The organism is Janthinobacterium foliorum, from assembly GCF_978021625.1.
On record NZ_CDXDQE010000002.1, the window covers coordinates 504380 to 527228 of the forward strand.

Genomic DNA, 22849 nt, shown 5'->3' on the forward strand with positions numbered 1-22849 from the left:
GTCACTGAGGCTGCGCCATCCAGCCCTGCGCCTGCAGCCAGGCCAGCAGCAATTGCGGCCAGGCCGCCGGCTCGCTGCCCGCCTTGCCCAGGCCCCAGCCATGGCCGCCCTGCCGGAACAGGTGCAGTTCCACGGGCACGCCCGCGCGCTCCAGGGCGGCGGCCATCAGGCGGCTGTTGTCGGGTGGTGAAATCGGATCGTCCAGGGCCTGCGCGATGAAGGCGGGCGGCGTGCGCGCATCGACGTGCAGCTCCACCGACATGGCGTCGCGCGCGGCCCGCGCGGGATGGGCGCCCAGCAGCTCCTTCTTCGCATGCGTCGTGTCGAACGGCCGCTGCATGGTCAGCACGGGATACAGCAGCACGGCAAAATCGGGACGCGCCGACGCCCGGTCCGCCGCGTCGACGGGCGCATAGCGCGAGGCGTCCGGCTGCACGGCCGTCATTCCGGCCAGGTGCGCGCCGGCGGAAAAACCCAGCATGCCGATGCGCGCCGGATCGATGCGCCATTCGGCCGCGCGCGCGCGCAGCAGGCGCATGGCGCGCTGGCCATCCTGGAACGGCGCATCCACCCCGCCGCCTTCCTGCGGCAAGCGATACACGAGTTCAAAGGCCGTGATGCCCTGCGCCTGCAGCCAGTCGGCGGCGGGGCCGCTTTCCTTGCCCGCCTCGATATGCGCATAGCCGCCGCCGCTGACCAGCAGCATGGCCAAGCCGTTCGGCCGCGCCGGACGGTGCACGATCAGATACGGCTGGTCGACCTGCGTGATGGAACCCCTGGCGCTGTCGCGCTGCGGACCGGGCGCCGCGCCACCGGGCGGCGCGCCTGGCCACAGCAGCAGCGCGCCGGCTGGCGCGGCGCCGGCGTGCAGGTGGACGAGGACAAGGCACAGCAGCATCAGGCGTTTCATGGGCATGCTCGCGCAAGGGACGGTGAAACGCCATCATAGCAAGGGCTTAAAAATCCGTCTCGCCCTGGATCACGGCAGGATAGCCCGTCATGGCGCGCGAGGTCTGCATGCCCGCCATCACGGCCGCTTCCACGCAACCCGCGTTGATGCCCGTCCTGATCCAGTCGCCCGTCAGGAACAGGTTGGAAAAGCCCGACTGGTCGGTGGCCAGCCGGTACTGCGTGCTGTTTACCACCGACATCACGTAGCGTTCGGAAGGATCGACGTTGGCGCGCCAGTACTGGCTGTCGAACCGGGCCGGCCCCGTCCCCGCCTTCGCGTCGACCAGCCATTGCCACGGGAACGCGCCCGGCCCGCCCGCCTCGGGCCACAGCGCGCCGATCTCGCGCGCCAGCTGGTGCAGGGCGCCCTCCTTGGCGCGTGCCGCGCAGCGGGCGGGGAAATCCGTGTCCGTCACGGGCGGATAGCTGTCGACGGGGAAGGCGCTGCAGAAGTAGGACACGTTCTTCGGCTCCAGCCCCGCCGGCCAGTCCTCGCGCGCCAGCAGCTGGTCCATCGGCGCCCACGTGTCGTACGGTTCCGTGAAGGCCGACAGCACCGGCTGCTGGCCTTTCGGCTGCGTGGTCCAGCCCATCTGCGCCAGGTTCTTGTTCAGCCATACCTGGTAGGCTTGCGTGGCCACCGTTTTTACCTTCTCCGCCGCCAGCTGCAATGCCGGACTCTGCGCCAGCAATTGCGGGCACAGGGCGGCCAGCGAGCCGATGGAAATGCCGAACACCACCTTGTCGAAATCCACGCCTTTTTTTAACACCGTGACAGGCAGCGGCTGGCCGAACGCCTGCTGGTACTGCCGCGGCCAGTCGCTCCAGTACGACTCCAGGTTGACGGCCTTTTCCTGCAGCAGGACGGCCTGGGCGGGATCGAGCTGCGCGTAGTCGGGCGCGCTGGGCCAGCAGGCGAGCCCCTTGACGTCCACCAGCGGCGCGTAGCCGGCGGCGGGGTCCTTCAATTGCACCTGCCCGGTGATGCGGATGCTGTCGATGTCGCCCGCGCCCGGCACCAGTTCTTCCACGCGCTGGAAGAACTTGAACTTCACGCCGCGCTTTTCCAGCACCTGGTACAGCGGCGTGAAAATCGTGTCGCCCATGCCGGCCTGCATCTTGAACATGATGCCGCCCTTGTACGCCAGGCCGATGCGCGCCATCGCCCGCAGCAAGGTGCCTGCCTCGATGTTCGGCTTCGCGAAATCGCCGCCCTCGTAGGCGAACACCAGGTCGTAGAAGCCGCGCACGGGGGCCGAGTTGACGCTGAACTGTTCGTCGCCGCCATGCTTGCGCAGCCAGTCGCGGAAGTCGATGTCGTTGATGACGTCGAAGCCGTTCTTGAACACGCCATCCTGGAACATGCCCTTCATGACCGTGATGCCCAGGTCCAGGCAGATGAACAGGCGGCGCAATTCGTCGTCGCCATCGATCAGCGCGCGGTAACGCAGGCGCAGCCAGGCGCGGATGCCGTTCAGGGTACTGGCCAGCAGCTGGTGGCGGGCCTGGTCGTGGCGCGTGGAATCGGGCGCCAGGTCGCTCACCAGCGCCACCAGTGCGCCCACGGAGAGGCCCACGTCGAGCCCCAGTTCATCGGCCTGGCCCACCACTTCGTCGGCCAGGCGGCGCAGCCAGCCCGGCCACACGCCCTCGCCCTGCGAGGCGCTGGCGCGCACGATGCGCGCGTCGGCATCGGCCACTTGCCGGATCTGGCGTATCCACTGCTCGATCCAGCCCACCATGGCCACGGCCATCTGCCACAGGGTGACGTCTTCGCCGCCCTCGCCCGGCTCGCCCGGCAAGGTGGGGAACACGATGGACCAGTTGCGCCACTGCCCCTTCACGTCTTCGGACAGGGCCACGTAGTCGTGCTGCTTGAAGGCGTCGCGCCAGGTGGCCAGCGGGCTGCCGGGCGGGCGCTCCAGGCTGGCATAAGCTTCCTTGATCATCTTGAAGGCGTTGGCATAAAAGCCGAACCAGATGTGCAAGCCGTGCTCCTCGATGCGCTGGCCCGCCTGCGCATTGCGCCCGCTGGCGCCCTTGCCGCCCAGGCGCCAGCCCAGCTGGTAGACGGTGATGTCGTGCTGGTTCTGCCAGCCCGGCTGGCTGGTCAAATAATATGCCGTCGTCATGGCCGCCACGCCGCCGCCGAGGATGGCGATCTTTTCCGGCGCGATCTGCGAATTGTCCACCAGCTCTTCGCCCGGCATGGCCGTGAAATCGAAGTTGACGTTGAATGGCAGGATGGCCGCCTGCGGTCCCAGCTGCAAGCCCAGTGTCTGATCCAGCGGGAAGCTGTCGAAGGCGTGCAGCGTGCATGCGTATTCATAGCCCAGCAGGCGCGCGCTGTGCAGGCGGTTGATCTCGGCCGGCGCGGCCACCAGGGCCTGGTACACGGCCTTCACGCCCGCACTGTCGGGAAATTGCTTGAGGAAGATCTGGTCGATGCGGGGATGGCGCAGCAGCGACAAAATATCCGCCCAGCCGGCCTGGTCCATGTCGAAGAAATCGGGAATCGAAAGGAAGATCTTGAAGGCCTGCTCGATGAGTTCCAGGAAGCTGTTGACGCTCTTGTGCGGTCCCGTCTGCACGGTGGCGTTGACTTCCAGCAGCGGGTGCAGGGCCAGTTCGGTTTCCGGCGAAAAATGCTGGAACCCCTTGGCGGCCACGGAACAGCGCAGCGGGTCGCTGCCGGCGGCGGGAATCTCGTATTCGCACAAGTATTTCGGGTAGCCGAACAGTTCGCGCCCGTTGATCAGGGCCATGGCGTCGTCGACGAAAATATGGCACGGGTACCAGTAGATATGCGCCAGCTTGCCCTGGTCATCCATCTGACCCACCATGATCCAGGTAACGATGTCGACTTCCGTGATCCAGCCCTTGGCCTGGTCGACGGGGTTGCTGGAATCCGCATGGTTGACGCGGGTAAACGTCAGCATGACATACGGCGACAGGGCTTTCAAGGTCATGCGCTGGCCCGCCACCTGGTTCAGGGTGGTGTTGACGGTGGCCTGCAGCTTGCCCAGGTCGCCCTTGACGAAATAGCCGTACATTTCCGACTGTTTCAATTGCAGCGGCGAGTGCATCATCACCGAACCGCCCTGGTAAATATACGAAGGTCTTGCCGAAGGTATCGCCGTCATTGCCCTGCCCCTCATTTAAGTTTCAGACAAACAAGATTGCTATAGTGTATTTGAGAAATATCAATGAATGATATGAAATAAATTAAAGGATTTGCCAAGATGCATAGGCTCAGCAGGAAAGCGGCAGGCAGGCCACGCGAAACGGCACGTGAAGGCAGGCGTACGCCATCCGGTGTAGGATGGGACATCCCGCATTCGCAAGCGAACTGAACAAAGCAATGATTACCACCGACTACGTGTCCACTTTTTCCGGCAACCGTTTTTATCCCTTGCGTCCACACATCGACAAGGTCGCCATCGAAGACATCGCCCATGGCCTGGCCTACCAGTGCCGCTTCAATGGACAGACGCAAGTGTTTTATTCGGTTGCCCAGCACAGCCTGATCGTCGCCAGCCTGGTGCCGCCCCGCCTGCGCCTGGCCGCGCTGCTGCACGACGCGGCCGAAGCGTACCTGGGGGACATGGTGAAGCCGCTGAAAGTGCTGCTGCCGGAATTTGCCGCGCTGGAAGACAAGGTCAGCGCCATCATCGCCGCCACGTATGGCATCGACTTTTCCGATTACGCCCCCATCAAGCGGGCCGACTTGATCGCGCTGGCCACGGAAAAGCGCGACCTGATGCCCCATTCGGCCGAGCGCTGGGCCTACCTTGACGGCATCGCCCCCTTGCCCGGTATAATCGATGTCATGGGGCCGGCCGACGCCAAGCAGCATTTCCTGCAGGCATTTGCCGAACTGAGCGGAGAAGGTTTGGCCGCCTGACTGCCTCGCCTCCCGCCTTGCCATTGCGTGCTAAGGCCCCGTTTTTACACGGCTTTTTTAGATATCCACAGCAACTGTGGATAAAGTTGTTGATAAGCCCCTCTTGACAAGCCGCAACGCCAGTATTGATGCGGCTTTCAACATTTTGCTGATTTCACAGGCATTTTTTAATACCAATGAAATCAATGACTTACAATCACACATTTGCGCTAAAACAAAGCTGCCTCATGACTATGAAAATATATTTTTCCGTGCTTGAGCGGCCAGGGCAGGCGACGTCTTGCATGAACAGCATTGTTTTGACAAACCTTGCGGACTGGCATAGTGTGGAGTGAGTGGGAACGATCAACGTTGGAAAATGCATGGATATGGATAGCGATAGTGCCGCCAAGGCGGCGGACGAACCGGACTGGCTGATGGATGAGCCGCTGGAGCATGCCGGCACGGCGTCCGGACAAGCCGGCGCGCCGCCGCCATGGCGCGTGCTGATCGTCGACGACGATGTCGACGTGCACGTGGTGACCAAATTTGCCCTCAGCCAGGCCAGCTTCCAGGGACGCCGGCTGAGCTTTCTGCACGCGTATTCGGGTGCCGAGGCGCTCAGCGTGCTGCGCGGCACGCCCGATGTCGCCGTGGTGCTGCTCGATGTCATCATGGAAACGCAGGATGCCGGCCTGCAGGTGGCGCGCCAGATCCGCGACGACCTGCATAACAGCGCCGTGCGCATCATCCTGCGCACGGGCCAGCCGGGCCAGGCGCTGGAACACCGCATCATCATCGATTACGATATCAACGATTTCTGGTGCAAGACGGACTTGACCACGCGCAAACTGTTCACCACCGTGATCGCCTCGCTGCGCACCTATGCCACGTTGCGCGAGGCGCAGCAGCAGGTGGCCGACCTGGCCGCCGCCCTGGCCCAAAGCGGCGGCACGCCGCCCGCTCCGCCCGCTGGCACGCCCTGATTTTCCGCGCTGACTTTCAGTTATAAAACACGACCACTGGATGGGCATACAGGCCGCCCTGCACGCCCGTTTTCACCTTCCCTGGCGAACAATCGGCCAGGCCGATTTGGCGAAATGGCCTAAGTGGCGGATTGTTAAGCGCTTTTTCAGATATCCACACGGACTGTGGATATCTTTGTGGATAAGCGCCTATTGACAGGCCTCAAAGCCACAGCCCGTGCGGCTTTCAATAAACTGCTCAATCAAACAGCAAAAATAAAACCCAATAAAATCAACAAGTTAGAAAATCACACATAATCACGGGAAAATTATTTCGCCAATTTCGCTAGCCCATCATTTGTGCATAACTGAGCCATAATGATCAATTCGATAACGTCCGTTCATGACGTTGGGCAACACAGTTGGCATGGCAAGCAATCAGTGCAGCACCTGGCGGCGCTGCTCGGGATGCAGCAGCACCCGTTCGATCAATGCGGCGTCGATATTGTATGACTTCAGGTATTCCAGGGCGCACAGAGTGCTGAACGCTGCCTGCACGGCGATGCCCAGATTGACGATTTCGCACATCTTCTGGTCGACCCGCGCATGGCGCACCATGGGCTTGACGGGCATATGCAAGGTTTCTGTGGAATGAAGCATGGCGGCAACTCCTGCGATGAGGGAAGAAAGGTGGCGCAAGGGGTAGCATCCCTTGCGCTGGCGGAGGCATGCATATATGGGACAGCGGCTGTGTCGCCGGTAAAGTATTGCCGATAAATTCTCGATGTCAATGACAGCCGAACATGAGACGCCGTTTTTTCTTGCAAGCACAACAGTCGCCGAAAGCGGTGGACAAGCGTAATCGGCCACGGCGATAATCAGCCATGCCTCCCGCTTCCCCTGCCCAGCCCGACCTTCCCCGTCCCCAGCCCGCTTCGCTTGCCGATCTGTTTTTCTCGTTCACCTGGCTGGCCTTGCAAGGCTTTGGCGGCGTGCTGGCCGTGATCCAGCGCGAGATGGTGGAACGCAAGCGCTGGATGACGCAGGAGGAATTCCTGGAAGACTGGGCCGTGGCGCAAATCATGCCCGGCCCCAACGTGGTCAACCTGTCGCTGATGGTGGGGGGACGCTATTTCGGCTTGCAGGGCGCGCTGACGGCACTGGCCGGCATGCTGGCCGCCCCCCTCGTCATCGTCCTCGTGCTGGGCGTGCTGTACACGCGCTTTGGCGACAACCCGCAGCTGGCAGGCGCCCTGCGCGGCATGGCCGCCGTCTCGGCCGGCATGATCGCCGCCACGGGCGTGAAACTGGCGGCCGCCCTGAACAAGCATCCGCTGCCCCTGTGGCTGACCCTGCCGCTTGTCGTGCTGGGCGTGCTGATGGTGGCCGTGCTGCGCTGGCCCCTGCTGTATATCCTGCTGGGCCTGGGCGGCATCGGCTGCATCCTGACCTACCGCAAGCTGTCGTCATGAATCCGCCCCTGCAACTGGTCCTGAGCACGGCGGACTGGCTGAACCTGTTCGGCCACTACCTGATGCTGTCGCTGATGTCGATCGGCGGCGCCATCTCCACCACGGCCGAAATGCACCGTTTCCTGGTGGAACAGCATGGCTGGCTGACGCAGGCGCAATTCAATGAATCGATCGCCATCGCCCAGGCCGCGCCGGGACCCAACGTGCTGTTCGTCGCCCTGATGGGCTGGAACGTGGGCATGAATGCGGGCAGCTATGCGGCCGCGTATCTGGGCGTGCTGGTGACGATGGTGGGCATCATGCTGCCCAGCACCACGCTCACCTACATGGCGGCCCAGTGGGGCTACCGCAACCGCGACCTGCGCGCCGTGCGCGCCTTCAAGCAAGGCATGGCGCCCATCGTCGTCGCCCTGCTGATTTCCACGGGCATGATCCTGGGCGGCGCCAACCATGCCTTGGCCACGGACTGGCCCGTGTGGAGTCTGTCCATCGTGGCCGGCCTTCTCATCTGGCGCACGAAGATCCATTTATTGTGGCTGCTGGCGGCGGGCGCCGTGCTGGGCTGGCTGCAGCTGGTTTAGTACGCCCGTCAAAACCTGCTGCGCATCGCAATTGCGGCCTGCGAAGCTCACTGACCAGGCGTCCCCGTCCCTTCGCCCAGTTGCGCGTCCCGAGCCAACGGGGGCGCCGAGCCTTCCTTCCGCTCGCTACGGTTTTGTCAGGCGTTGTTGAGCCTGTTATTAAGCCAGTTATTAAGCCAGTTATTAAGCCAGTTATTAAGCCTACAGGGCCAAATGGCGCTTCACGTCCTCGCCATCCATCTGCCCCGCCTTGCCGCTGGCCACGACACTGCCGCGCGACAGCACGATGAAGTCGTCGGCCAGCTCGCGGGCGAAATCGAAATACTGTTCGCACAGCACGATAGCCATGTCGCCGCGCTGCTTCAAGAGGGAAATAACCCGGCCGATATCCTTGATGACGGAGGGCTGGATGCCTTCCGTCGGCTCGTCGAAGATGATTAATTCCGGTTCGGCCAGCAGGGCACGGGCGATGGCCAGCTGCTGCTGTTGCCCGCCAGACAAATCCCCGCCCCGCCGCTGCAGCATTTCCTTGAGTACGGGAAACAGTTCATACACATGGGGATCGATGCGCGACGCCAGCCTGCCCCGCTTCACGGCCATGCCCATCAGCAGGTTTTCCTCGACCGTCAGGCGCGCAAAGATGTCGCGCCCCTGCGGCACGTAGGCCATGCCCAGCCTGGCGCGCGCATGCGGCGCCAGCTGCGTGATATCGCGCCCATTGAAGAGCACCGTGCCCTGCGCCACGGGCAGCACGCCCATCAGGCATTTCAGCAAGCTTGTCTTGCCCACACCATTCCTTCCCAGCAAGGCCAGGCATTCCCCCCTGCGCGCCGCGAGATTAACACCACGCAAGGTATGCGAGGAGCCATAGTATTGGTTTAATTCTTGCACTTCGAGCATGGTCTGTGATCTCCCCTATTACCTTCCCAGATAGACTTCGATGACGCGCTCGTCCGCCTGCACCTCGTCCATGCGTCCCTGCGCCAGCACGGCGCCTTCATGCAGCACGGTGACGATGCCCTGCCGGGCGATTTCCGTCACAAAGCCCATGTCGTGCTCGACCACCATGATGGAATGCTTGCCGCGCAATTCGTCGAGCAGTTCCGCCGTGCGCGCCGTTTCCGCGTCCGACATGCCGGCCACGGGTTCGTCCAGCAGGATCAGCTGCGGCTCCTGCATCAGCAGCATGCCGATTTCCAGCCACTGCTTTTGCCCGTGCGACAGCAAGCCGGCCAGCCGCGCCTCGTGGCCATGGAGACGGATCAGGCGCAAGGTGGCCTCGATCCGGCCCGCCTGCTCCGACGTGAGGCGGGCGAACAGGGTGGGCGCCACGCGCTTGTCCATCTTCATGGCCAGTTCCAGGTTGTCGAACACCGTGTGCTGCTCGAACACGGTGGGACGCTGGAACTTGCGGCCGATGCCCGCGTGGGCGATCTGCGCTTCCGTCATCGTGGCGAGGTTCATGGTCTGGCCGAACCAGGCCGTGCCGGACGTGGGCCGCGTCTTGCCGGTGATCACGTCCATCATCGTCGTCTTGCCCGCGCCATTCGGGCCGATGATGCAGCGCAACTCGCCCACGGAAATATCGAGGCTCAGCTTGTTGATGGCCTTGAAGCCATCAAACGACACACTGATGTCTTCCAGGTACAGGATGGCGCCATGCGTCGTGTCGACGCCCTCGCCTTTGACGCGCGCGTACGCGGGACCAGCCTCGGCGCTGGCCATGCCGGGCAACATGCGGATGCTCATGCGGCCTCCTCTGCCACGATAGGCTTGCGTTTGAGCTTGCTCAAGACACCCAGCATGCCTTGCTGCATGAACAGCGTGACGACGATGAACAGCAGGCCCAGCACGAACAGCCACAGTTCCGGCAAGGCGGCCGTGAACCAGCTCTTCAAGCCGTTCACCGTGAAGGCGCCCAGGATGGGGCCAAGCAGGGTGCCGCGCCCGCCCACGGCCACCCACACCACCATCTCGATGGAATTGGCCGGCGACATCTCGGAAGGATTGATGATGCCCACCTGCGGCACATACAGGGCGCCGGCGATGCCGCACAGCACGGCGGATAAAGTCCAGACGAACAGCTTGAACCACAGCGGGTTGTAGCCGAGGAACATCAGCCGCGCCTCGCTGTCGCGCACGCCCTGCAATACGCGGCCCAGCTTGGAGGTGACGATGGCGCGCGCGCCGATCAAGGCCGCCAGCAGGATGGCCAACGTCAGCAGAAACAGCACGGCCTTGGTGGCGGGCGCCGTCACGCTATGGCCGAGGATGGTCTTGAAGTCCGTGAAACCATTGTTGCCGCCAAAGCCGGTGTCATTGCGGAAGAACAGCAGCATGAAGGCATACGTCATCGCCTGCGTGATGATGGAAAAATACACGCCCTTGATGCGCGAGCGGAAGGCGAAATAGCCAAACACGAAGGCGAGAATGCCCGGCACCAGCACGACGAGGGCCATGCAGTACCAGAAATGTTCCGTGAAGGCCCAGTACCAGGGATACGTCTTCCAGTCGAGAAAGACCATGAAGTCGGGCAAGCTGCTGTGATACTGGCCCTGGTCGCCGATGGCGCGCATCAGATACATGCCGTGCGCATACGCGCCCAGCGCAAAGAACACGCCATGGCCCAGGGACAATATGCCCGTGTAGCCCCACACGAGGTCCAGCGCCAGCGCGGCCAGCGCGTAGCACATGAACTTGCCCACCAGCGCCACCGTATAGGCGGACACATGCAGCGCATGCCCTTCGGCAAACATCAAATTAAACATCGGCAACAGCGCCGCCAGCACCGTACAGGCGGCAATCGCCATCCACACGGGCCGCGTGAACAGGCCGGACTTGATTTGATAGGAGGTAATCATTCGACGCTGCGTCCCTTCATGGCAAACAGGCCCTGCGGCCGGCGCTGGATGAAAATGATGATGAATACCAGAATGGCGATTTTCGCCAGCACGGCGCCCGCCACCGGTTCGAGGAATTTGTTGACTTCGCCCAGGCCCAGCGCGGCGATCACGGTGCCGGCCAGCTGGCCCACGCCACCCAGCACCACCACCATGAAGGAATCGACGATGTAGCTTTGTCCCAGGTCCGGCCCCACATTGCCCAGCTGCGACAGGGCCACGCCACCCAGTCCGGCGATGCCGGAACCGAGGCCGAAAGTCAGCATGTCGACCTTGCCCGTTGCGACGCCGACGCAATCGGCCATGCGGCGATTTTGCGTGACGGCCCGCACGAACAGGCCCAGGCGAGTCTTGTTGAGGATCAGCCAGACGGCCACGACAACGACAATGGCAAAAACGATGATGGCCAGGCGGTTGTACGGCAGCACCAGACCGCCCAGCACGGTCACGCCGCCCGACATCCAGGCCGGATTGGCCACTTCCACATTCTGTGCGCCGAAGATGGTGCGCACGGCCTGCATGAGGATCAGGCTGATGCCCCACGTGGCCAGCAGGGTTTCCAGCGGCCGCCCGTACAGCCAGCGGATCACCGTGCGCTCCAGCACCACGCCCACCAGTCCGGCGACAAAGAAGGCGGCCGGCAAGGCGGCCAGCAGGTAGGCATCCTGCATGCCGGGCAAGTAGCTGCGGAAGAACAGCTGGCACAGATACGTCGTATAGGCGCCGATCATCAGCAGCTCGCCATGCGCCATGTTGATGATGCCCATCAAGCCAAACGTGATGGCCAGACCCAGCGCGGCCAGCAGCAGCACGCTGCCCAGCGAAATGCCGTAGAACACATTGCCGGCCAATTCCATGCGCGCCACTCGTCCCTTGATCTGGTGCATGGTCTCGATGGCGGCCAGCTGCACGGCTTCGTCCGGTTCGCTGGCGCGGCCATCCGGCCCCCTTTCCAGCATGGCTTGCAGCACGGGCAATAACCGTGCATCGCTGCTGCCGGCCAGGTCCTGCACGGCCTGCCTGCGCGTGGCCGCATCGGGCGCATGCAGGTTGGCGCTGGCGATCAGCACATGCAGGACCTGCCGGATCTCCGCATCCGTCTCCTGCGCCAGCGCGGCGCGGATCAGCGGCAGTTGCGCCGGCTCGACGGCTTGCTGCAGCGCCTGCGCGGCGGCCAGCCGTTCGGCCCGTTGTGGCGCCAGCAGTTTCAGCCCCGACAAGGCACCGGCCACGGCCGAGCGCAAGCGGTTATTGACCATCACGCCATCGATGCCGTCCGGCAGCAGCACGTCCTTGCCGCTGGCCGGGTCATGCGCCCGCTCGCCATCGACGATATACACCTTGCCGTCGGGCGTGGCATATAAATTATCGTCCTGCAAGGCTTGCAGCACCGTGGCGGCTTCGGGCGTGGCCAGGGCGGCGATCTGCGCCACGGCGGCCACGCGGGCATCGGGGTCGTCGCCGGCCAGGGGCTTGAGCACGTCGGTGGGGATGGCCGCCTGCGCCATCGACGCTAACAACAGGCAGGCGAAAACCAGCAGTTTGGGAAAGAGCTGCATTTGCGTTCCAAAGAATGAATGCACAAGGATGTATGCTTGCCCAATGGCTGCGACCGGGGGGGCATACGCGGCGGGTCTGCCCCCGGCATTTTGCCTGGGGCTACAGTGATGATGCGGCGCGCATGCGTCTACAGCTTCTGCTTGCCCTCGTTGCCCTTGATGTAAGGGCTCCAAGGCTGGGCGCGGATCGGTTCCTTGGTTTTCCACACGACATTGAATTGCCCGTCCGCCTTGATCTCGCCGATCATCACGGGCTTGTGCAAGTGGTGGTTGGTCGGGTCCATGGTCAGGGTAAAGCCGGACGGCGCCTTCACGCTCTGGCCCGCCATCGCGGCGATCACCTTGTCCGTATCCGTCGACTTGGCTTTTTCCACGGCCTGCGCCCACATGTGGATGCCCACATAGGTGGCTTCCATCGGGTCATTCGTCACCACCGAACCCGCGTTCGGCAGCTTTTGCGCCACGGCATACGCCTTCCACTGCTTGATGAACGCCGCGTTGACGGGATTCTTGACGGATTCAAAGTAGTTCCACGCCGCCAGGTGCCCCAGCAGGGGCTTGGTGTCGATGCCGCGCAGTTCTTCCTCGCCCACGGAAAACGCGACGACGGGCACGTCCGTGGCCTTCAAGCCCGCATTGCCCAGTTCCTTGTAGAAGGGCACGTTCGAATCGCCATTGATGGTGGAAATGACGGCCGTCTTGCCGCCCGTGGAAAATTTCTTGATATTGGCAACGATGGTTTGATAGTCGGCGTGGCCGAACGGCGTGTAGACCTCGCTGATATCGCTATCTTTCACACCCTTGCTTGTCAAGAAGGCGCGCAATATCTTGTTGGTGGTGCGCGGATACACGTAATCCGTGCCCAGCAGCACGAAGCGTTTGGCGCCGCCGCCATCCTTGCTCATCAGGTATTCCACGGCCGGGATCGCCTGCTGGTTCGGCGCCGCGCCCGTATAAAACACGTTCTTTTCCAGTTCCTCGCCCTCGTATTGCACGGGGTAGAACAGCAGGCTGTTGAGTTCCTTGAACACCGGCAAGACCGACTTGCGCGACACGGACGTCCAGCAGCCGAACACGACGGCCACCTTGTCCTGCGCCACCAGCTGGCGCGCCTTTTCCGCGAACAGGGGCCAGTTCGACGCCGGGTCGACGACGACGGGTTCCAGCTTCCTGCCCAGCACGCCGCCCTTGGCATTGATCTCGGCGATCGTCATCAGTGCCACGTCTTTCAGCGAGGTTTCGGAAATGGCCATGGTGCCGGACAAGGAGTGCAGGATGCCCACCTTGATCGTGTCGGCGGCCCAGGCCGCCTGCATGGTGGTGGACGTGGCCAAGGCCAGCGCGCCTGCGGCTGCCGCTTTCAAGATGATGCGTCGTGACATGTGGACTCCTGAGTGAAGAACTGCATGAGTATCAATGGATGGGCATACGATGTTGTTAAAGCAGAATGCATGCCAGCACCAGCAGAGCAACCCCATGGTGCGCTTGCCATGCCGTGGTGCAAGCGAGAGCCGGCTGCACGCCCCGGCTGCACGAAAAAAAACCTGGCTGCACAAGGACTGTGCAGCCAGGTTTCAACTTGCCGTAAAACGGTGCGCCGGGCGCGTCACTCCTTGCGCGGCGCGCCCCGCAGGCGGCGCCAGCCCTTGCGCCCCAGCGGGAACAGCAGTACGAAAGCAAGGAGCCACGGCAGGATGTAGGCCATGGCCGTGATGGCGTTGGCCACGCCTTCCGACAGGTTGTCCGTGAAATTGCCCAACGCCCGCTTGACGGGCGTCCAGAACGATTGCCTGCCTTCCGCGCTGATGGCCACGTTCAGCAAATCCGTATCGATGCGCTGCATCAACAAAGCGTTGGCCGCCGTGGCCTGCTCCAGTTCCACCTGCACGGTGGCCAGTTCCTTGGTCACCTTGATCAGGGCATCGACATTCGTGCCCGAGCGCTTTTCCAGGTCCTGCAATTGCGCCTGGTACTGTTTCAGCATCTCCAGGCGCTTCTTGCTGTCGAGCACGGGGCGGCCCAGGTCTTCCACCTTCGTGCCCTGGCTGGTGACGTCGCCTCCGGCAGCGACCAGCGCGACGAGCTTCTTGATGCCGGCCGGCTTGGCGCGCATGCTGATGCGCGCGTGCACGTAGCGGCCGCTGTCGAGGCTGGAATCGAGCAGCAGGCAGCCGTTCTCCGTATCGGCCTTGCAGGCGGCCACGACTTTTTCGTACAGGGGCCGCACTTGCGCCTCATGCGTATCGACGCTGACGCTGTGCTCATAGGCCAAAAATTCACTGCCCTTTTCCTTGCCGTCGAGGCGCGCGGCGCTGGACTGGCCGCCGCTCTCGCCCTTGCTCCCGCAACCGGCCAGGACGATCATGCCGGCCACTGCCAGCCGCCGCATGCCTTGGGATAAACGCTTGTTCATGGATTCCTCTTGTTAATTAAGCGTGAAGCGTGCCCTTGCTTGCACCAAGTTTATTGCCACATGAAAATCATGAGGAAAAAACAAGGGGCGATTTTAGTCGAAAGACAGGCCTATTCGCTGTTCTTCTGCGCCAGCGCAATAAAAATGCGGCCCGTTCCCCGCAGTGAGCGGCCGCTGCGGCTTTGGCGCCGGCGCCGTAGCTGGTATCATGCGGGCAAACGCCAGCCGGCCATACTGGCCCGGCCCATGCAATACCCTGCGAAGCGGCCCGCGCCGCCGACGCCTCCCTACAGATCAGAGAAACGAGTTCCTATGAGCACATCATCGTCCCACCCATCGTTCTGGCGCCGAGTCCCGCTGGCCTTCGGCGCCTTCTTCAGCACCCTGTCGGATGCCGCCTATGCGGCCCGCGTGGAAAAGCTGGCCTTGCCGGAAGCCGCGCCCGTCGCACCGGCGGCCCCTGCGCCCGCACCCGTGCCGGCGCCGGCCGCCGCGCCCGTCATCTTGAAGGAAGCCACGCCCGATGCGGCCCTGCAATTGCTGGCCCTGCTGCAACGCGAAGCGCGATTGATCGACTTTACCCAGGAAAACCTGGGCAGCCATGCCGACGCCGACATCGGCGCGGCGGCCCGCGTGGTGCACGAAGGCTGCGCCAAGGTCATGCGCGAATATTTCACCATCGACCCCGTGCGCCAGGAAGCGGAAGGCAGCCGCATCGTGCTGCAGGAAGGGTTTGACTCTGCGCAAGTGCGCCTGACGGGCAACGTGGTCGGCTCGGCGCCGTTCACGGGCACCCTCAGCCACCGCGGCTGGCGCGCCTCCAGCGTGCGCCTGCCGAAACTGAGCGAACAGCACGATGCGGCCATCCTGGCGCCAGCCGAGGTGGAACTGTGAACGACGTGAGCAACCACACCCCGGACAGCCCGCGCTACGCCATCGGCATCGACCTGGGCACCACCCACAGCGCCCTGTCGTATGTGAACCTGGATGAAAGCGACGGAGAAAAATCCAGCCACGGCGTGCTGCAAGTGCCGCAGCTGTCGGCGCCGGGCACCGTCGAAGAACTTTCGCTGCTGCCGTCCTTCGTCTACCTGCCCCACGCCGACGAAGTGGCGGCGGGCGACCTGGCCCTGCCCTGGGTCACCGAGGAAGCCGAAGCGCCCTTCGTCGTCGGCGAAATGGCCCGCAGCCGCGGCGCCACCACGCCCATCCGTTTAGTGTCCAGCGCGAAAAGCTGGCTGTGCCACCCTGGCGTGGACCGCCGCGCGGCCATCCTGCCGAACGACGCGCCGGCCGAAGTGGCGCGCATCTCGCCCATCACGGCGGCCACGCGCTACCTGACGCATTTGCGCCAGGCCTGGGACCACGCCCACCCGCAAGCGCCGTTCGCGCAGCAGGAAATCACCGTCACCATTCCCGCCTCCTTCGACCCGGCCGCGCGCGAGCTGACGATGGAAGCGGCGCAGGCGGCCGGCTACACCTCGCTGACCCTGCTGGAAGAGCCGCAGGCGGCCTTGTACAGCTGGATCCAGACCAGCGAAGGCCGCTGGCGCAAGGAAGTCAAGCCGGGCGACATCATCCTGGTCGTCGACGTGGGCGGCGGCACCAGCGACTTTTCGCTGATCGCCGTGCTGGAACGCGATGGCGTGCTGGAACCGCACCGCGTGGCCGTCGGCGAACACATCCTGCTGGGCGGCGACAATATGGACCTGGCGCTGGCCCACCTGGTGGCCCGCAAGCTGGCCGCCAACGGCACCCAGCTGGATGCCTGGCAGATGCGCGCGCTCACCTACGGCTGCCGCAGCGCCAAGGAAAGCCTGCTGGCCGACAGCGGCCTGGAAGTGGCGCCCATCGTCGTGCCGAGCCGCGGCTCAAAGCTGATCGGCGGTTCCATCCGCACGGAACTGACGCGCGCGGAAGTGTCCACCTTCATCCTCGACGGTTTCTTCCCGCAGGTGGAAGCCTCGAGCCGCCCTGCCGTGCGCACGCGCGCCGGCCTGACGCAACTGGGCTTGCCGTATGCGCAGGACGCAGCCATCACGCGCCACCTGGCCGCCTTCCTGGGCCGCCAAGTGGAGGCCACCAGCGAACTGGAAGGCTTTGCCGGCCGCCAGTCGGCCGAGGCCAGCTTCCTGCATCCGACGGCCGTGCTGTTCAACGGCGGCGTCTTCAAGTCCGACCTGCTGGTGCAGCGCATCATGGCCACCGTCAACGACTGGCTGTACATGGAAGGCGCGGAACCGGCGCGCATGCTGGCCGGGGCCGACCTGGACCTGGCCGTCGCGCGCGGCGCGGCCTACTACAGCTACGTGCGGCGCGGCCATGGCGTGCGCATCCGCGGCGGCACGGCCAGTTCCTTCTACGTGGCCATCGAATCGGCCATGCCGGCCATCCCCGGCATGGAACCGCCGATCCAGGCCCTGTGCGTGGCGCCGTTCGGCATGGAAGAAGGCAGCGAACTGGAACTGCCGGGCCAGCAATTCGGCCTGGTGGTGGGCGAACCCGTGCACTTCCGCTTCTTCGCCTCGTCCACCCGACGCAATGACCAGATCGGCGACTTGCTCGATTTCTGGGGTCCCGATGAATTGCAGGAACTGAGCGAAATCCAGGCGACGCTGTCCGCCGAAGGCCGGTCGGCCGGCGACGTGGTGCAGGTCAAGCTGCACGCCAGAGTCACGGAAGCGGGCACCCTGGAGCTGCTGGCCGTGTCCGCGGATGGCGCCGAGCGCTGGAAAGTGGAATTCGACGTGCGCGGCACGCCGCAGCAATAAGCATGGCGGGCACGGCGGGCAAGCCGGCCTTCCTGGTCGGCATCGACCTGGGCACCACCAACACGGTGGTCGCCTATGCCAATGCGGCCGATGCCGGCGATGCGCAGGCGGCCATCGAACTGTTCGCCATCGAGCAGTTGGTCGCTCCCGGCGAAGTGGGCGCACGCCCCCTGCTGCCGTCATTGCGCTACCACCCCGCCCCCGGTGAGCTGGCGGCGGGCGATGTACAACTGCCATGGCAGCAGGATGATGTGGCCGGCGTGGCGCTGCCCGTGCTGGGCGCCCTGGCGCGCCAGCTGGGCGCGCAGGTGCCGGGACGCCTCGTGGCCAGCGCGAAGAGCTGGCTCTCGCATGCCAGCGTCGACCGCCAGGCGCCCATCCTGCCATGGGGCGCGGACGCCGATGTCGCCAAGGTATCCCCGGTGGCGGCCAGCGCCAGCTATCTGGCCCACGTGCGCGCGGCGTGGAACCAGCGCTTCCCCGACGCCCCCCTGGAAGAGCAGGAACTGGTGCTGACCATTCCCGCCTCGTTCGACGAGGGTGCGCGCGCACTCACCCTGCAAGCGGCGCGCATGGCCGGCTTGCCGGCGCTGCGGCTGGTGGAAGAGCCGCAGGCGGCCTTTTATGATTACCTGCAGCGCCATCGCGCCACCCTGCGCGACGACCTGGCACAGACGCGGCGCATCCTGGTGTGCGACGTGGGCGGCGGCACCACCGATTTCAGCCTGATCGACGTCGCCTTCGACGCGGATGGCGAGGCCCGGCTGGAACGCAGCAGCGTGGGCAATCACTTGATCCTCGGCGGCGACAATATGGACCTGGCGCTGGCGCACCTGGTGGAATCGCGCATGGCCGCCGGCACCGAGGGCGGCCTGAAGCTGTCGGCCGCGCGCCTGTCGCAGCTGATGGAACGCTGCCGCGCCGCCAAGGAATTGCTGCTGTCCGCCGACGCGCCGGAAAGAACCACCGTCACCCTGCTGGGCGCGGGCTCGCGCCTGATCGGCGGCAGCCGTTCCGCCGATGTCACGCGCGAGGAAGTGGCGGCCTTGGTGGTCGACGGCTTCTTCCCGAAGGGGGAACTGGGCGACACGGCGAAAAAAGGCCGCGCCGGCATCGTCGCATTCGGCCTGCCCTACGCCCAGGATGCGGCCATCACGCGCCACCTGGCCAGCTTTTTGCAGCATGCGGGCGCACTGCCCGATACCTTGCTGCTCAATGGCGGCGTGTTCCGCGCCGACGCGCTGGCGCGCCGCCTGGCCGGCACCCTGGCCCGCTGGCGCGGCGCGCCGCTGACCATCCTGCACAACGACAATCCCGACGTGGCCGTCGCGCGCGGCGCCGTCGCCTACGCGCTGGCCCGGCGCGGCCAGGCGCCGCGCATCGGCGGCGGTTCGCCGCGCAGCTATTTCCTCGTGCTGGGCGAGGCGGGCAAGGAGCAACGCGCCGTGTGCATCCTGCCGCGCGGCAGCGCCAGTGGCGAAGAAATCCGCCTGGCGCAGCGCCTGTTCGCGCTGCGCCTGGGCCGCCCCGTGCGCTTTCACCTGGCCTCCTCCATCGCGGAAACGGGCACGCCGCCCAAGCTGGGCGACATCGTCGACCTGGACGCGGGCGACTACCAGCGCCTGCCGCCCCTGGCCAGCGTGCTGCACGACAAACAGGACGCCGGCGACAAGCGCGAAATCACCGTGCAGCTGGCCACCGTCATGACGGAAGTGGGCACCCTGGAAGTGCACTGCGTGGCGGCACAGGATGCGAGCCAGCGCTGGCTGCTGGAATTCCAGTTGCGCGGCAGCGAGGAAGAGCAAGGCGCCAACGGCAGCGACGGCGACGCTCCCGCCGTCTCGCCACGCGTGAAGGAAGCGGTGGAGAAGATCGAGCGCATCTTCGGCGGCAAGGCGCAAAAGGTGGAAGCCAAGGAAGTGCGCCAGCTGCGCCAGCACCTGGAACGGGGGCTGGGCGGGCGTGAAAGCTGGGACACGCCGCTGCTGCGCCAGCTCTTCGACGCCCTCCTGCTGCGCGCCCGCGGGCGGCGCCGCTCCGCCGAGCATGAGCGGGTCTGGCTGAACCTGGCCGGCTACTGCCTGCGTCCCGGCTATGGCGACGCGCTCGACCCGTGGCGCATCGAGCAGCTGTGGGCCATGTTCGAGCCAGGCGTGCAATTCCACAAGGACAGCCAGGTGTGCGCCGAATGGTGGACCCTGTGGCGCAGAGTGGCCGGCGGCTTGAGCACGGAGCAGCAATTGCGCCTGCTCGACGACTTCGCCTTCAACCTGCAAGCCGATGCGGCGCAGCGCGGCAGTCGCCCCGTCACCCTGGTCAACGGCAGCGACGACGACATGCTGCGCCTGGGCGCCTCGCTGGAGCGCATTCCCGGCGCCTACAAGGCGGAAGTGGGCGCCTGGCTGCTGCAGCGCCTGGACAAGGCCGGCAGGAAGGGGGAGCCGGCGGACACGAACACGCTGTGGGCGCTGGCCCGGGTCGGCGCGCGCCAGCCCTTCCACGGCAGCGCGCACGAAGCGGTCGACAGCGCCACCGTGGCCGAATGGCTGCACGTGCTGCTGGCGCTGGACTGGAAAAAAATCGAACCGGCCGCCTTTGCCGCCACCCACCTGGCGCGCATGACGGGCGACCGCTCGCGCGACGTCGCCGACGACCTGCGCGCCACCATCCTCGCGCGCCTGAAGGCCGTGGGCGCCCCGCCCCTGTGGCTGTCCATGGTCAGCGAAGTGACGCAGCTCGACGAAGCAGTCACCCGGCGCATGCTGGGCGAAGCGCTGCCGCCGGGCTTGAAGCTGATTCGCTGAATCAGGCCGGGGCGCCGCTGCGCGCCCCATGGCGGCGGCGCAAGCCGGCGACGCCGCACAAGCCCAAGCCGGCCAGCAGCATCGCGTAGGTGCCGGGCTCCGGGACGGGGGAGGTGAAAATGGTCAGGGTCGGATTGACGATGCGGTAACTCGCGTAAGCAGGAAGGCTCACGTCATGGCCGTTCACACGGTACTCACCCAACTGTGCGCTAACGTAGCTCATGCCGCTGATAAACAGCGTGAATGGATCCGTCAACGACAGGCCCATTCCTTGCAACAATATATTTTGCGTGCCATCCAGGCTTTGCTGACTGAATGACTCTCCCGCGATGCGCAGCCCATTCGGCTCGGTCAAGGCGCTGACTTCCATCGATCCGCTGTTCATGGCGTTGCCAGGCTGAACCGAGCTGGTGGTGCCAGGCGGCGCCTCGCTCACCTGCAGCACGCCCACCAGCGTGGCAGCAAAGGAAAAGCCCGTCACGCGATACCCGTCACGCACGCTGATATCGAACACGCCTGTGTACAGGTCGCCATTCGACGTGCTCTGTCCTGCGGTATCCATGCTGAGGCTGGTTCCCAGGCTCGTCATGCCAAGTTTCGTGATGCCCCCGGCATCGGATAGGACGGCTACCTTCTGTGCTTGGGTATTGCCATAGTACTCAGGATACTCCGTCATCAAAAAATTGCTGGTTTGCAAAGGTGGCATCGTCAGCTGGGCCTGCGCAGTGTGCATGGACGCAGCGGCCAGCATCACGGTCAAAAAACACAACTGTTTTCGTATCAGATTCATTCGTCGGCTTTCACGGGAAGGGGGAGTGCGAGTACCTGCGGCGCAGGTGATGTCTCACATCAAATTATCAAAAAATTATTTTAAATTAGTAAATAAATAAAAACAACAGTGTTTTTAATTTACTTTCAGATAATTTTGCCTTCCAGCCAGACCTGCCCGGTCCGCGCCCCTTTCCGGGGAATTTACAGCAGCGCCACCGCGAACAGCACCACCGCCAGCGGCGCCTGCACCAGCACGATGCCGGGATGCGTGCGGCGCAGCTGGGCCCAGACGTTCAGGCCCGGCACTTCCTCGTGCGGATGATGGGCTTCGTCGCGCAGCGACATCGCGTGCAGGAACATGCCGGCGATCAGGGGGCCGGGATTGACCCACCAGCCCTGCTCCAGCAAGCCGCGCGACAGGTAGATCGCCACGGCGCCGATGACGAATGGCGACGCCCATACCAGCACCAGCATCAGCCGGATGCCATAGAACTCGGCCAGGGTGCCCATGCGGTGCAGGCGCCCGAAGTCGTGGTCTTCCATGCGCTTGTCGATGGCCAGTTCGGCGCGGCCGTACAAGGTCCACAGGCCGCCGAACAGGCAGCCCAGCAGCACGCCGATGACGATATCGGCCACGAAGACCACGTATTTGTTCACGTCGGCCGTGCCGATCCCCAGCGAAGTATAGGCTGCCGCATGCAGGTGCAGGCCCGCCTGCTCGCCTTCGGCCGTCGTGTAGCGGTCGCGCACGTCGTAGGTGGCGCCCACGAACAGCACTTTCTTGCGCGGCGCATCGGCCGCCACGCCCGCCTTGCCATCGACCAGCCGCACGCCCGTGCGCGTGGGATCGAGAAACGCGGGCGCCACGGCGGCCGGATGGAATGGCGCCGTGACGGCGTTCTGCTCCGCCGCATCCTTGGCGTCGCCGTGGATCACGGGTTCGAAGGCCCAGCGCGCCAACTCCTTTTCGCTGCGCGCGCGCCGCGCCAGCTGGCAGACCCTGTCGGCCAGGCGGTAGCCTTCCTTTTGCTCGGACAGCGCGGCCGGCAAGGGCTGCGCGTCTTCCTGCTGCCGGGCGCCGTGCGCCAGCTCGAACGCCACGGCGGCCAGCACGGGGCTTTTCAGCTCGATGCGCGTGACGGCGCCCATGCGCTCGCGGATGCGCGGGCTGGCGAAATGCACGCCGGCCGCGCAGCGCGCGCGCAGCCACGGCAGGTTCGCGTTCTGGTCCGACTGTTCGGGCAGGATCAGTACCAGCTGTTGGCCAGCGGCGGCCAGCCGGTCGAGCAGCTGGTCCAGCGGCCGTGCATCCGGCGCATGCTGTTCGTAGACGGCCGGCGCCAGGTCCAGGTCGATGGCCAGCACTTGCGCATCGCGCCGCGCCACGTCGGCCAGCAGCTGCTGCAGGCGCGCCCGCTCCAGCGGTTCGCGCTCGTCAAACACCCGCTCGAACGCGGGCTGGTCGATCTCGATGATGCCGGGCCGGTAGGCGGCGCCCGGGTCCTTGCCCCGGTTCAGCAGCTGGCCCTGTTCCGCGCTGGCGCGCAGCATGGCCGCATCGAGCCATTCGAGCACGTGGAACCCTTCCAGCGCCAGCATCAGCGAAGCGATCAGGCTGGCGCCGATCACGTGGTGCAGCAGATGCGTGCCCGTCAGCTTGAATGCCGATCCGACCTGGACGACCGGCCACAGCAGGCGCCGCCACAACGGCGGGGGCGCGGATTCAGCCTGGCTGGTATTCAATATGGATTCCCCTTGACGTCACCACATGATTATTCG

At 64.7% G+C, this 22849-nt stretch carries 18 protein-coding genes; 7 read left to right on the forward strand and 11 right to left on the reverse strand.

Annotation, left to right across the window (positions count from 1 at the left end):
* Position 1: 1 nt before the first annotated feature.
* The gene (locus ACZ92H_RS06655; RefSeq protein ID WP_465048760.1) at positions 2-910 is read right to left on the reverse strand and encodes an alpha/beta hydrolase; all 909 of its coding nucleotides are present in this window, start codon (positions 908-910) and stop codon (positions 2-4) included.
* Between the two features lie 46 nt (positions 911-956).
* Positions 957-4094 (reverse strand): NAD(P)-binding protein, encoded by a 3138-nt coding sequence (locus ACZ92H_RS06660; RefSeq protein ID WP_465048761.1) that lies wholly within the window; start codon positions 4092-4094, stop codon positions 957-959.
* Positions 4095-4312: 218 nt separating this feature from the next.
* Here ACZ92H_RS06660 and ACZ92H_RS06665 point away from each other — a divergent pair, with 218 nt between their 5' ends.
* Together ACZ92H_RS06665 and ACZ92H_RS06670 are read left to right on the forward strand one after the other, a co-directional pair.
* Positions 4313-4855 carry a phosphohydrolase gene (locus ACZ92H_RS06665; RefSeq protein ID WP_131372997.1) on the forward strand — a complete coding sequence of 181 codons (543 nt, stop codon included), beginning with the start codon at positions 4313-4315 and terminating at the stop codon, positions 4853-4855.
* Positions 4856-5223: 368 nt separating this feature from the next.
* On the forward strand, positions 5224-5820 hold the full coding sequence (locus tag ACZ92H_RS06670) for a response regulator (protein WP_465052353.1): 597 nt from the start codon (positions 5224-5226) through the stop codon (positions 5818-5820).
* A 417-nt stretch (positions 5821-6237) separates the two neighbouring features.
* Here the strand turns inward: ACZ92H_RS06670 and ACZ92H_RS06675 are convergent, their stop codons facing one another.
* Positions 6238-6459, reverse strand: coding sequence for a hypothetical protein (locus tag ACZ92H_RS06675; RefSeq protein WP_131372996.1), 222 nt, complete (start codon positions 6457-6459; stop codon positions 6238-6240).
* Positions 6460-6683: 224 nt separating this feature from the next.
* Here ACZ92H_RS06675 and ACZ92H_RS06680 point away from each other — a divergent pair, with 224 nt between their 5' ends.
* Positions 6684-7271, forward strand: coding sequence for a chromate transporter (locus tag ACZ92H_RS06680; RefSeq protein ID WP_131372995.1), 588 nt, complete (start codon positions 6684-6686; stop codon positions 7269-7271).
* Positions 7268-7852 (forward strand): chromate transporter, encoded by a 585-nt coding sequence (locus ACZ92H_RS06685; RefSeq protein ID WP_465048763.1) that lies wholly within the window; start codon positions 7268-7270, stop codon positions 7850-7852. Before ACZ92H_RS06680 ends, ACZ92H_RS06685 begins: the two co-directional genes overlap by 4 nt.
* Before the next feature lie 201 nt (positions 7853-8053).
* Here ACZ92H_RS06685 and urtE read toward each other — a convergent pair whose 3' ends face one another.
* From urtE to ACZ92H_RS06715, 6 genes are all read right to left on the reverse strand, one after another.
* The gene (gene urtE, locus ACZ92H_RS06690) at positions 8054-8752 is read right to left on the reverse strand and encodes an urea ABC transporter ATP-binding subunit UrtE (RefSeq protein WP_131372993.1); all 699 of its coding nucleotides are present in this window, start codon (positions 8750-8752) and stop codon (positions 8054-8056) included.
* Between the two features lie 18 nt (positions 8753-8770).
* Positions 8771-9601 (reverse strand): urea ABC transporter ATP-binding protein UrtD, encoded by an 831-nt coding sequence (urtD, locus tag ACZ92H_RS06695; RefSeq protein WP_131372992.1) that lies wholly within the window; start codon positions 9599-9601, stop codon positions 8771-8773.
* Positions 9598-10713 (reverse strand): urea ABC transporter permease subunit UrtC, encoded by a 1116-nt coding sequence (gene urtC, locus ACZ92H_RS06700; protein WP_465048764.1) that lies wholly within the window; start codon positions 10711-10713, stop codon positions 9598-9600. Before urtC ends, urtD begins: the two co-directional genes overlap by 4 nt.
* A complete protein-coding gene (gene urtB, locus ACZ92H_RS06705; RefSeq protein WP_465048765.1) occupies positions 10710-12311 on the reverse strand; it encodes an urea ABC transporter permease subunit UrtB in 1602 nt (533 codons plus the stop codon). The genes urtC and urtB overlap by 4 nt, the downstream gene beginning before the upstream one ends.
* 128 nt (positions 12312-12439) lie before the next feature.
* Positions 12440-13693, reverse strand: coding sequence for an urea ABC transporter substrate-binding protein (gene urtA, locus ACZ92H_RS06710; protein ID WP_131372990.1), 1254 nt, complete (start codon positions 13691-13693; stop codon positions 12440-12442).
* 224 nt (positions 13694-13917) lie between these two features.
* Positions 13918-14724, reverse strand: coding sequence for a DUF4349 domain-containing protein (locus ACZ92H_RS06715; protein WP_465048766.1), 807 nt, complete (start codon positions 14722-14724; stop codon positions 13918-13920).
* A 312-nt stretch (positions 14725-15036) separates the two neighbouring features.
* Between ACZ92H_RS06715 and ACZ92H_RS06720 the strand changes: the two genes are divergently transcribed.
* Genes ACZ92H_RS06720 through ACZ92H_RS06730 form a run of 3 tightly spaced genes read left to right on the forward strand, consistent with a single transcriptional unit; the run spans position 15037 to position 20299 of the window.
* Positions 15037-15618, forward strand: coding sequence for a DUF2760 domain-containing protein (locus tag ACZ92H_RS06720; protein ID WP_465048767.1), 582 nt, complete (start codon positions 15037-15039; stop codon positions 15616-15618).
* A 5-nt stretch (positions 15619-15623) separates the two neighbouring features.
* The gene (locus ACZ92H_RS06725) at positions 15624-17495 is read left to right on the forward strand and encodes an Hsp70 family protein (RefSeq protein WP_465048768.1); all 1872 of its coding nucleotides are present in this window, start codon (positions 15624-15626) and stop codon (positions 17493-17495) included.
* Between the two features lie 2 nt (positions 17496-17497).
* Positions 17498-20299, forward strand: coding sequence for an Hsp70 family protein (locus ACZ92H_RS06730; RefSeq protein ID WP_465048769.1), 2802 nt, complete (start codon positions 17498-17500; stop codon positions 20297-20299).
* A 1-nt stretch (position 20300) separates the two neighbouring features.
* On the opposite strand, the gene ACZ92H_RS06735 is transcribed toward ACZ92H_RS06730, so the two are convergent.
* Together ACZ92H_RS06735 and ACZ92H_RS06740 are read right to left on the reverse strand one after the other, a co-directional pair.
* The gene (locus ACZ92H_RS06735; protein WP_465048770.1) at positions 20301-21089 is read right to left on the reverse strand and encodes a PEP-CTERM sorting domain-containing protein; all 789 of its coding nucleotides are present in this window, start codon (positions 21087-21089) and stop codon (positions 20301-20303) included.
* A 182-nt stretch (positions 21090-21271) separates the two neighbouring features.
* Positions 21272-22813 (reverse strand): CHASE2 domain-containing protein, encoded by a 1542-nt coding sequence (locus ACZ92H_RS06740; RefSeq protein ID WP_465048771.1) that lies wholly within the window; start codon positions 22811-22813, stop codon positions 21272-21274.
* Positions 22814-22849 lie beyond the last annotated feature (36 nt).